11 protein-coding genes are annotated in these 10,936 nt (G+C 65.6%); 8 read left to right on the top strand and 3 right to left on the bottom strand.

Annotated elements, in window-relative coordinates:
• Positions 1-89: 89 nt before the first annotated feature.
• From IB272_RS30290 to IB272_RS30255, 8 genes are all read left to right on the top strand, one after another.
• Positions 90-1,253 carry an isovaleryl-CoA dehydrogenase gene (locus IB272_RS30290; protein ID WP_060529109.1) on the top strand — a complete coding sequence of 388 codons (1,164 nt, stop codon included), beginning with the start codon at positions 90-92 and terminating at the stop codon, positions 1,251-1,253.
• Positions 1,254-1,297: 44 nt separating this feature from the next.
• Positions 1,298-2,905, top strand: a complete 1,608-nt coding sequence (locus IB272_RS30285) for a carboxyl transferase domain-containing protein (RefSeq protein ID WP_060529108.1) — start codon at positions 1,298-1,300, stop codon at positions 2,903-2,905.
• Positions 2,906-2,915: 10 nt separating this feature from the next.
• Positions 2,916-3,299 carry a RidA family protein gene (locus IB272_RS30280; protein ID WP_060529107.1) on the top strand — a complete coding sequence of 128 codons (384 nt, stop codon included), beginning with the start codon at positions 2,916-2,918 and terminating at the stop codon, positions 3,297-3,299.
• A gap of 15 nt (positions 3,300-3,314) precedes the next feature.
• Positions 3,315-5,303, top strand: coding sequence for an acetyl/propionyl/methylcrotonyl-CoA carboxylase subunit alpha (locus IB272_RS30275; RefSeq protein WP_192445652.1), 1,989 nt, complete (start codon positions 3,315-3,317; stop codon positions 5,301-5,303).
• On the top strand, positions 5,300-6,169 hold the full coding sequence (locus IB272_RS30270; RefSeq protein WP_112975372.1) for a hydroxymethylglutaryl-CoA lyase: 870 nt from the start codon (positions 5,300-5,302) through the stop codon (positions 6,167-6,169). Before IB272_RS30275 ends, IB272_RS30270 begins: the two co-directional genes overlap by 4 nt.
• Positions 6,166-6,951, top strand: coding sequence for a crotonase/enoyl-CoA hydratase family protein (locus IB272_RS30265; protein WP_112975373.1), 786 nt, complete (start codon positions 6,166-6,168; stop codon positions 6,949-6,951). Before IB272_RS30270 ends, IB272_RS30265 begins: the two co-directional genes overlap by 4 nt.
• A gap of 71 nt (positions 6,952-7,022) precedes the next feature.
• Positions 7,023-7,394, top strand: coding sequence for an antitoxin Xre/MbcA/ParS toxin-binding domain-containing protein (locus IB272_RS30260; protein WP_060585838.1), 372 nt, complete (start codon positions 7,023-7,025; stop codon positions 7,392-7,394).
• Complete coding sequence (locus IB272_RS30255; protein WP_060585805.1) at positions 7,394-7,903, top strand: RES domain-containing protein; 510 nt, start codon at positions 7,394-7,396, stop codon at positions 7,901-7,903. The genes IB272_RS30260 and IB272_RS30255 overlap by 1 nt, the downstream gene beginning before the upstream one ends.
• Positions 7,904-7,935: 32 nt before the next feature.
• On the opposite strand, the gene IB272_RS30250 is transcribed toward IB272_RS30255, so the two are convergent.
• From IB272_RS30250 to IB272_RS30240, 3 genes are all read right to left on the bottom strand, one after another.
• Positions 7,936-9,300, bottom strand: coding sequence for an FAD-binding oxidoreductase (locus IB272_RS30250; protein ID WP_192445651.1), 1,365 nt, complete (start codon positions 9,298-9,300; stop codon positions 7,936-7,938).
• Between the two features lie 163 nt (positions 9,301-9,463).
• Positions 9,464-10,588, bottom strand: a complete 1,125-nt coding sequence (locus tag IB272_RS30245) for a sulfate/molybdate ABC transporter ATP-binding protein (protein ID WP_064817026.1) — start codon at positions 10,586-10,588, stop codon at positions 9,464-9,466.
• 31 nt (positions 10,589-10,619) lie between these two features.
• Positions 10,620-10,936: ABC transporter permease subunit (locus tag IB272_RS30240; RefSeq protein WP_192445650.1), on the bottom strand; the 317-nt coding region annotated here is incomplete at its 5' end.

Here is a 10,936-nt window from a genome sequence, read left to right as displayed (position 1 = left end):
ATTCGCTGCGATCCGCGTAGAGGATGGAGCGTTATCGTCCGGCCGCTGTGGGAGGAGACCGCACTGGGCGGCACGATGGGAGGATAGACATGTTTCAGGGCGGATTGAGCTTCGCGCTTGGCGAGGACATCGACGCGTTGCGCGAGAGTGTGCGGCGCTTCGCAACGGACCGTATCGCGCCTTTGGCGGACGAGACCGATCGCAGCAACGCATTTCCGATGCCGCTCTGGCGCGAGATGGGCGAGCTTGGTTTGCTCGGGATTACCGCCGGCGAGGAGCATGGCGGGGCCGCTATGGGCTATCTCGCCCATTGCGTGGCGATGGAGGAGATCAGCCGCGCATCGGCCTCGATCGGCCTTAGCTACGGCGCCCATTCCAATCTCTGCGTCAACCAGATCAACCGCAACGGCAACGACGACCAGAAGGCGCGTTACCTGCCGAAGCTGATTTCCGGCGAGAATGTCGGTGCGCTGGCGATGTCGGAGCCCGGCGCCGGTTCCGACGTCGTTTCGATGACGCTCAGAGCCGACAAGCGCGGCGACCGTTATGTGCTCAACGGCAACAAGATGTGGATCACCAACGGTCCGGACGCCGACGTGCTCGTCGTCTATGCCAAGACCGATCCGACCGCCGGCCCGCGCGGCATCACCGCCTTCCTCGTCGAGAAGGGCTATGCCGGCTTTTCGACCGGCCAGAAGCTCGACAAGCTCGGCATGCGCGGCTCCAACACCTGCGAGCTGATCTTCAAGGACTGCGAAGTGCCGGAAGAAAACGTGCTCGGCACCATCGGCGGTGGCGTGCGCGTGCTGATGTCGGGGCTCGACTATGAGCGTGTCGTGCTTTCGGCCGGGCCGCTCGGCATCATGGCCGCTTGCCTCGATGTGGTCGTCCCCTATCTGCATGAGCGCAAGCAGTTCGGCCAGGCGATCGGCGAGTTCCAGCTGATGCAGGGTAAGCTCGCCGACATGTATGTGACGGCGAATGCGGCGCGCGCCTATGTCTATGCCGTGGCGGCGGCCTGCGATCGCGGCGAGACCACGCGCAAGGATGCGGCCGGTTGCATCCTCTATGCGGCTGAGAAGGCGACGGCGCTGGCGCTCGAGGCGATCCAGGCGCTCGGCGGCAACGGCTACACCAACGACTACCCGGCGGGTCGCCTGCTGCGCGACGCCAAGCTTTACGAGATCGGCGCCGGCACCAGCGAGATCCGCCGCATGTTGATCGGGCGGGAGCTGTTTACCGAGACGCGGTAGCCGCCGGCAACTGAAACGGCCGAACTCGATCGAAAGAGGACTTGATGACCGTTCTGAAATCTCACATTTCTCCGTCCTCCGATACGTTCAAGGCAAACCAGGCGGCCATGGCGGAGGCGATCGCGACTGTCGAAGACGCGGTGAAGGTGGCGGCCGCCGGCGGCGGTGATACCGCGCGCGAACGCCATGTCAGCCGCGGCAAACTCTTGCCGCGCGACCGGGTGGCCAACCTCATCGATCCGGCAACACCCTTCCTCGAAGTCGGCATGACGGCGGCGCACGGCATGTATAACGGCGATGCGCCGGCGGCCGGGCTGATCACCGGCATCGGCCGGGTGTCTGGCCGTGAGTGCATGATCGTTTGCAACGACCCGACGGTCAAAGGCGGCACCTACTATCCGCTGACGGTCAAGAAGCACCTGCGCGCGCAGGAGATCGCCGCGGAAAACAATCTGCCCTGCATCTATCTGGTCGATTCCGGCGGCGCCAACCTGCCGAACCAGGACGAGGTTTTTCCGGACCGCGATCACTTCGGTCGGATCTTCTATAACCAAGCCAATATGTCGGCCGCCGGCATCCCACAGATCGCCGTGGTGATGGGCTCCTGCACCGCGGGTGGCGCCTATGTGCCGGCCATGTCCGACGAGACGATCATCGTCGAAGGCCAGGGCACGATCTTTCTCGCCGGCCCCCCGCTCGTGCGCGCCGCGACCGGCGAGGTCGTCTCGGCGGAGGATCTCGGCGGCGCCGATGTGCACACGCGGCTCTCCGGCGTGGCCGACCATCTGGCGCGCGATGACGCTCATGCACTGGCGCTCGCCCGCCGGGCCGTTTCGGCACTCAATCGGCTGAAGCCGTTGACGGTCGAGCTGGTGACGCCTGAGCCGCCGCTCTACGACCCGCACGAGATCGCCGGCATCGTGCCCTCGGATCTGCGCACGCCCTACGACATCCGCGAGGTCATCGCCCGCACCGTGGACGGTTCCCGTTTCGACGAATTCAAGGCGCGCTACGGCACCACGCTCGTCTGCGGCTTTGCCCATGTGCACGGCATCCCGGTCGGCATCATCGCCAACAACGGCGTGCTGTTTTCGGAATCCGCCCTGAAGGGCGCGCATTTCGTCGAGCTCTGCGCCCAGCGCAAGATCCCGCTCGTCTTCCTGCAGAACATCACCGGCTTCATGGTCGGGCGGAAATATGAGACGGAAGGCATCGCCAAGCACGGCGCCAAACTGGTGACGGCGGTGGCGACGGCACGTGTGCCGAAGGTGACGATGCTGGTCGGCGGTTCCTTCGGCGCTGGCAACTACGGCATGTGCGGTCGGGCGTTTTCGCCGCGGTTCCTGTGGACCTGGCCGAACAGCCGCATCTCCGTCATGGGTGGTGAGCAGGCGGCCGGCGTCCTGACGACCGTGCGCAGCGAGGCCCTGAAGCGGGCGGGAACGCCCTGGAGCGAGGAGGAGGAGGCGCGTTTCCGCCAGCCCATCCTTGATCTCTTCGAACGCCAGAGCCATCCGCTCTATGCCTCGGCCAGACTTTGGGACGACGGCGTCGTCGATCCGCGCAAGACGCGCGACGTGCTCGGCCTGTCGCTGTCGGCGGCGCTCAATGCGCCGATCGAAGACACGCGCTTCGGCCTCTTCAGGATGTAGGGACACCGCCATGAAACGCGAAAACATCAATGCCCCGAACGCACCGCAGCCGCGTGGAGGCTACTCGCAGGCCGTTCGCCTGGAGAACTTCGAGCGTCTGCTCTTCGTCAGCGGGCAGGTGCCGCTGACGCCTGAAGACGCGCTGCCGGAGGGTTTCGAGGCGCAGGCGCGCCAGGTCTGGGCCAACATCGACGCGCAATTGACCGCGGCGGGCATGACCAAGGCCGATATCGTCAAGGTGACGGTGCTGCTTGCCGATCGGCAACACGCCATGGCCAACCGCGCGGCCCGCGCCGAATATCTCGGTGCGCTAGCACCCGCCATGACGGTCGCGATCGCCGGCATCTTCGATGCCGGATGGTTGCTCGAAATCGATGTGATCGCAGCGCAATAGGGCCAGGAGATGCCGATGTTTTCCAAACTCCTGATTGCCAATCGCGGTGAGATCGCCTGCCGGGTGATCCGCACAGCCAAGCGCCTCGGCATCCGCACGGTCGCCGTCTATTCCGATGCCGATGTCGGCGCGCTGCATGTGGCGCTGGCCGACGAGGCGATCCGCATCGGCCCGGCGCCGGCGCTCGACAGTTACCTTGTGGCCGAACGCATCATCGCGGCGGCGCACTCCGTCGGCGCAGACGCCATTCATCCCGGCTACGGCTTCCTGTCGGAGAATGCCGACTTTGCCGAAGCCGTCGAGGCGGCCGGCATCACCTTCGTCGGACCGTCGGCGTCGGCCATTCGCGCCATGGGGCTGAAGGATGCCGCCAAGGCGCTGATGGAGCAATCCGACGTGCCGGTGGTTCCGGGCTATCACGGCGAGACACAGGAGCCGGACTTCCTTGCCGGGGAAGCGGTGAACATCGGCTATCCCGTGCTGATCAAGGCGCGCGCCGGCGGCGGCGGCAAGGGCATGCGGCGGGTCGACAGCGCCGCCGACTTTCCGGCTGCGCTGGAGGCGGCGCGCCGCGAGGCGGAAGCGGCCTTCGGCGACGGCGCGGTCCTGATCGAGAAATATCTGACAAAGCCGCGGCATATCGAGGTGCAGGTCTTCGGCGACCGGCACGGCAACATCCTGCATCTTTACGAGCGCGACTGCTCGCTGCAACGACGCCACCAGAAGGTGATCGAGGAAGCGCCGGCGCCGGGCATGACCGCGGAAGTGCGGCGCGCCATGGGTGAAGCCGCCGTTCGTGCGGCGCAGGCGATCGGCTATGTCGGCGCGGGCACTGTCGAGTTCATCGCCGACGTGACCGACGGGCTCTGGCCGGATCAGTTCTACTTCATGGAAATGAACACCCGGCTGCAGGTGGAGCATCCTGTCACCGAGGCGATCACCGGCATCGATCTCGTCGAGTGGCAGTTGCGGGCTGCAGCCGGTGAAGCGCTGCCGAAACGCCAGAGCGAGATCTCCATCGACGGCTGGGCCTTCGAGGCCCGCATCTATGCGGAAGACCCGTCGCGCGGCTTCCTGCCGGCGACCGGGCAACTCACGACCTTGAGCTTTCCGGAGGAGGGCGTCCGTGTCGATGCCGGTGTCCGGCAGGGAGACAGGATCACGCCGTTCTATGACCCGCTGATCGCCAAGCTGATCGTGCACGGGTCCAACCGGTCGACGGCGCTGGCCAGGCTCGAGATCGCGCTTAGGGCCTGCCGCATCGGTGGCACGGTCACCAATCTCGATTTTCTGGCCCGCCTTGCGGCCGAACCGGATTTTCGCGCCGGGCACCCCGATACCGGCCTGATCGATCGTTCGATCGATCGGCTATCGGCGTCGCCGGTGCCGAACGATGCGGCCCTCGCGCTTGCGGCCATCATTTCGACCGGAGCCTTGCAGCCGGACGGATCGGCCGATCCCTGGTCTTCGCTCGGCCATTGGCAGATTTGGGGTGACGCAAACCGCAACATCGCGATCGAGCACCTGGGTGGACGGACGACCGTGGCGCTGGCGGCCCGTGGCCGGGATCAGTTCGCCGTCCACACCGGGACGGCGGCGCTGCCGGTCGTTATCCTCAATCGCTCTGCCGATGGCGCCCGGGCGGAAATCGCCGGCGCGCAGCAGGAGTTCCGTTTCCTGCGCGAAGGCGAGCAGATCACGCTGTTCCTGAACGGTGAGACCTACGGACTTCGCTTGCCGGACGCGCTTGGTGCCGGTCACTCAAGCGAGGTCGCCGACGACGCGGTCTCGGCGCCGATGCCCGGTATCGTCAAGCTCATCCGGGTCCGCCCCGGTGATGCCGTCGAGAAGGGCCAGGCGCTTGCCGTCATGGAAGCGATGAAGATGGAACTCACCTTGTCGGCCTCGCGCGCCGGTGTGGTCGAGAGCGTGCAGGTCAGCGAAGGCGAGCAGGTGACAGCCGGCGCCGTGCTGGTGATGCTCCAGCCGGAGAGCGCGGAATGAGCGGAGCGGCGCCTGGGCATGTGACGATCGTCGAGATGGCGCCGCGCGACGGGCTGCAGAATGAAAGCGCGCTCGTCCCAACGACTGAGAAGATACGTCTCGTCGATATGCTCTCTGATTGCGGCTACGGGCGGATCGAGGTGACGAGCTTCGTCAGCCCGAAATGGGTGCCGCAGATGGCCGACGCCGCCGAAGTGATGGTCGGCATCCGGAGGCGGCCCGGGACGCGCTACGCGGTGCTGACGCCCAACATGCGCGGTCTTGAAGCCGCGCTCGAAGCCGGCGCCGACGAGGTGGCGATCTTCGCCTCGGCTTCCGAAACCTTCTCGCAAAAGAACATCAATTGTTCGATCGCCGAGAGCATCGAGCGGTTCGTACCGGTTGCCGAACTGTGCCGGGAAAAAGGAATTCTGCTGCGCGGCTATGTGAGTTGCGTTGTCGAATGCCCTTATGAGGGTGCGATCGCCCCAGCGAGCCCCGCAAGCGTCGCCGGCCTGCTCGACGATCTCGGTTGCTACGAGATCAGTCTCGGCGACACGATCGGCCGCGGCACGCCGGAGGCGGTGGACGCGATGCTGGCCGCGGTGCTGGAGCGCATTCCGGCCAACAGGCTCGCCGGGCATTTCCACGACACCTCCGGCCGCGCGCTCGACAACATTGCCGTTTCGCTCGACCGCGGCCTTAGGGTCTTCGACGCTTCGGCCGGCGGTCTCGGTGGCTGCCCCTATGCGCCGGGTGCTGCCGGCAATGTCGACACGCTCGCCGTCAACGCCTTCGTAACGGCCAAGAGTTTTTCGACGGGGCTCGACCTAGCGAAGCTCGAACAGGCCGCCGCATTTGCGCGGACCTTAAGGACGGGATCATGACCTTCGAAACGATCCGGATCGAAACCGATGCGCGCGGTGTCACGCGGCTGACCTTGGCACTGCCGCAGAAGCACAACGCGCTTTCGGCGCGGATGATCGGCGAACTGACCGAGGCGGCAGAGCAGCTTTCGGCTGATCGTTCTGTCCGCGTCGTTATCCTTGAGGGCGAGGGCCGCAGCTTCTGCGCCGGCGGCGACCTCGGCTGGATGCGCGAGCAGTTCGATGCAGACAGGGCGACTCGCATTGCTGAGGCGACGCGATTGGCGATGATGTTCAAGGCGCTGAACGAGATCTCGAAGCCCGTGATCGGCCGCCTGCATGGCAATGCCTTTGGCGGAGGGGTTGGCCTCATGAGCATCTGTGACGCGGCGGTTGCCTCGACCGACGCCAAGTTCGGCCTGACCGAAACACGTCTCGGCCTGATCCCGGCGACCATCAGCCCCTATGTCGTCGCCCGCATCGGCGAGGGTAAGGCGCGGCCGCTGTTCATGTCCGCCCGCCTGTTTGGTGCGGAGGAGGCGCGCGCCTTGGGGCTCGCCACCACCGTTGTCGCCGCCGACGCGCTGGATGTGGCGATCGAAGCGGAGATCGAGCCCTATCTGGCGGTCGCGCCGGAGGCCACCGGCCGGGCCAAGCGACTGGCTCGCTCGCTTGGGGCTCCAATCACCGAAGAGACCATTGCCGCGACCATCGAACAGCTTGCCGATTGCTGGGAATCCGATGAGGCGCGTGAGGGTGTCGGCGCGTTCTTCGACAAGCGCGAGCCCGCCTGGCGGCGATAGGTGTCCTTGATTTGGGCATGTTTTGATCTTACTTTGACAACACGATGATCAAAACAAGTGCGGATCCTGTCATGGCTGCTGTCGGTCTCAACATCTCCACCGCCCACTACGGCGAGAGCCAGTCGTCTTTCCTGTCCGCTCGGCTGGTTGCCGATCGCCTTGGCGTGACGCTTGCCGAACTCGCGAAGCTGATCGGTGTCGCGCGCAACACGCTGACGGCGAAGTCCAGTGCCCGAAAGGTCGATGCGGCGTTGAGCAGCGTCGTCCGTATCCTTGCCATGGCCGGCGAAATGGCGGGCGACGACAGCCGCGCCGTCATCTGGTTCAAGCACCAGCCGATCCCCGGCTGGGCCGGCAAGACCGCCTATGACCTCGTCGGCGAGGGCAAGGCCGACAAGGTGCTCGCCTATCTCGAAGCCGTGCGTTCCGGTGTCTACGCCTGATGGCGGTTGGTGAGCCGGTGCGCCTCTGGCGCGCCTATGTGCCGCGCTGGGCGCATGCGCCGCTCTCGGGCGAAGGGGCAGGGCGGTACGGTGGGAGGTGGAATCCCGTGGGAACGCCGACGATCTATGCCGCCCGCGAGCTCTCGACCGCCTGGGCCGAATACAATCAGGGTTTCGTCCAACACCCGGCGCTGATCGCCCAGCTTGAACTCCGCTTTGCCCGTCTTGCCGATCTGACGGCGCCGGAGATCCTTTCCGACCTTGGTCTCACCGAAGAAATCCACCGATGCGAATGGCGTGATGCGCTCGATCGTGGTCTGGTGCCGGAGACGCACCGCCTGCAACTGGCGTTGAGCGACCGAGGCTTCGATGGCCTGATCTATCCGTCCTTCATGTCGCCCGGCGGCACCTGCGTCGCGCTGTGGCACTGGAACACGGGCGAGGGTGCCGAACTGAAGGTTATCGATCCCGAAGGGCGCCTGCCGAAAACGCCGGCGTCCTGGCTCTGAATTTGAGCCGTTTGCGTGGCGATGAGGCTGCCTCAGATCACCTTGCCCGGATTGAGGATGCCGTTCGGGTCGAGCGCCCGTTTGATCCGGTGCATGAGTTCGAGTTCGGCCGGGCTGCGCGAATGGTCGAGGAAATCCCGCTTCAGCGTGCCGATGCCATGTTCGGCCGAGATCGAGCCTTTGTAGCGCCGCACGATTTCGTAGACGATGCCGTCGACGATATGCGGCGTGTCCGCGTCGCTGTCAGGCTCCGAAAAGGCGATATGCAGGTTGCTGTCGGCGACGTGGCCGAAGAAGGAGACATGGGCGGCCGGGAACCGTTGAAATAGAGCCGCTCCACATTCCGTGGCGAAGCGGCCGATATCGCCGATCGGCAGGCTGACGTCGAGGTTGACGAGCGCCGGCAGCTGGCTGTCCATCGCGTGGCCTTCGCGCACGCTCCAGAACGAACGGCTTTCTTTCTCCGACTGGGCGATCAGCGCATCGGCAATGATCCCATCTTCAAGCGCCTCACCGAGAAAGGCCTCGAAGCCGTCACGCTCGCTGGCATCACCGAGCAGATCCTGCTCGACGATCACCGCGAAGGGCGGGATTTCGTCAAAGAACTTCAGCTTCTCCGCCTCGGCGTTGAAGCGGAAGTAGTTTTCCCACATCGCCTCGAAGGCCGAGAGGCCGGGCAGGCGGCGTTGGCAGCGCGTGAGGAAGGCGACCACGTCGTCGTAGCTTTCGAGAGCGCAGAGCGCCGTCAGCCGGCCGGCGGGCAAGGGCCGCAGGCGCAGGACCGCGCGGGTGATCACGCCGAGCGTTCCTTCGGAGCCGATGAAGAATTGCCGGAGGTCGTAGCCGGTGTTGTTCTTGATCATCTTGTTGAGCGACGAGATGATCGTGCCGTCGGCGAGCACCGCTTCGAGACCGAGCACGTTGTCGCGCGTCACGCCGTAGCGAAGCACCCGGATGCCGCCGGCATTGGTGGCGAGGTTGCCGCCGATCTGGCAGGAACCGCGGGCGCCGAGATCGATTGGCAGCAGGAAACCGGCGTCTTCGGCGGCGCGTTGCGCCACTTCGAGCGGCGTTCCGGCCCGCACGGTCATGGTGCCTGCCTGTGGGTCGATTTCTTCGATGCCGGTGTAACGCTCGAGCGAGATCACCACCGCGTCGTTGCCGGCATTGGCGCCGCCGGCAAGTCCGGTGAGGCCGCCCTGGACGACGACCGTTTGGCCGTTCTCGTTGCAGAGCCGGAGGGCCGTGGCGATCTCGCCACTGCTTGTCGGGCGGATCACGGCTTTGGGCAGCTCCCGGCCGGTCAGGCTGGCGTCGCTCCGGTGGCGTTCGCCGATTTGCGTGCCGGTGAGCACGATGTCGCCGAGGGCTTGTTTCAGGTCGTCGACGATGGTCATGCGCTTCTCCTGGTTCCGCAGCCATTGTCGGCAGCGGGTATCCTTGCTTAGCGCATCGCGAAGCAAACCGATATCCGCACGGCGACTCTCAGCCCGTCGTTGTCGGCGCGCTTGCACGCTAGGCATGACGAGACGGGCGAAACTGGGCTAGGAGCGCGACCGGTCAGCTGCCGGTGCGTGCCAGTTCAAACGGTTCGGCGGTCTCCACTTCGGCCGGCGGCTCCGGCGTTGCGGCCGCATTCGCCTGCTCCTCCCTGAACAGTTTCCACTTTGTCGGTCGGAAGGCGATGCGGCTGTGGTCGCCGGCAGCGGCGCGTTCGGGCGAGAGTTCGATCTCGACATGCGGATGGTTGCGGCCAAGGTCAAGTTCGAGATGACGGGTGCCGGCGACGCGGCGGCTGGCGGCAACGAGGCCGGCAAGGCAACCGCCGCAGCCGTCGATCAGTTCGATGTCGTGCGGGCGGAAGTGCAGTTTCGCGGGGCCGTCGGGCTCGGACGGGGCGCGCAGCCCGATCGGCCGATCCTCGAACCAGATCTCGCCGTTCTGCAGCGTAACATTGAGGCAGTTCGACTGGCCGATGAAGCCGTAGACGAAGGGCGAGACCGGATGGTCGTAGATCTCGTCGGGGGTGCCGACCTGTTCGATCACGCCCTTGCTCATGACGACGACGCGGTCGGCGAGCTCCAGCGCCTCGTCCTGGTCATGGGTGACGAAGATCGTCGTGTGGCCGGTGCGGTCGTGAATGTCGCGCAGCCACTTGCGCAGTTCTTTTCGGACCTGCGCGTCGAGCGCGCCGAAGGGCTCGTCGAGCAGAAGCACGTTCGGTTCCACCGCCATGGCGCGGGCGAGCGCCACACGCTGGCGCTGGCCACCCGAGAGCTGCGCCGGATAGCGCTTGTCGAGGCCGGAGAGCTGGACGAGGTCGAGAAGGTCGAGGGCGCGCTTGCGGATCTCGGCCGACGGCGGGCGGCGATTGGAGGGCCGCACCTTGAGGCCGAAGGCGACGTTGTCGAGCACGGTCATGTGGCGGAACAAGGCATAGTGCTGGAAGACGAAGCCGATGTTGCGCTCCTGCACGGTCTTTTGCGAGGCATCCTCGTCGCCGAAGAAGATCGTGCCTTCGGTCGGGCTTTCGAGCCCGGCAACGAGACGCAGAAGTGTGGTCTTGCCGGAGCCGGAGGGGCCGAGCAGCGCGATCAGCTCGCCGGAGCGGATGTCGAGCGAGACGTCGTCGAGCGCCGGGAAGCGGCCGAATTCCTTGCGGATGTTGTGAACGCGCACGTCCATGACAATACCTTTCGAATGCCGGCTTTCCCGGTCAGTGCCTGCGGCTGGCGGCGATCTCGGCGCTGTAGCGGATCTCCAGCGCCGTCTTCAAAATCAGGGTGATCAGCGCCAGCAGCGCCAGCAACGCCGCCACCGCGAAAGCGGCGACGAAGTTGTATTCATTATAGAGGATTTCGACCTGCAACGGCATGGTGTTGGTCTCGCCGCGGATATGGCCGGACACCACCGAGACGGCGCCGAACTCGCCCATGGCGCGGGCGTTGCACAAAAGCACGCCGTAAAGCAGCCCCCATTTGATGTTGGGCAGCGTCACATGCCAGAAGGTCTGCCAGCCCGATGCCCCGAGAG

Origin of the sequence: Ensifer sp. ENS08 (assembly GCF_014852195.1) — a bacterium.
Lineage (GTDB): Bacteria > Pseudomonadota > Alphaproteobacteria > Rhizobiales > Rhizobiaceae > Ensifer > Ensifer adhaerens.
The sequence above is the reverse complement of the archived record's forward strand: the minus strand, read 5'-3'. Positions and strand labels throughout refer to the sequence as shown.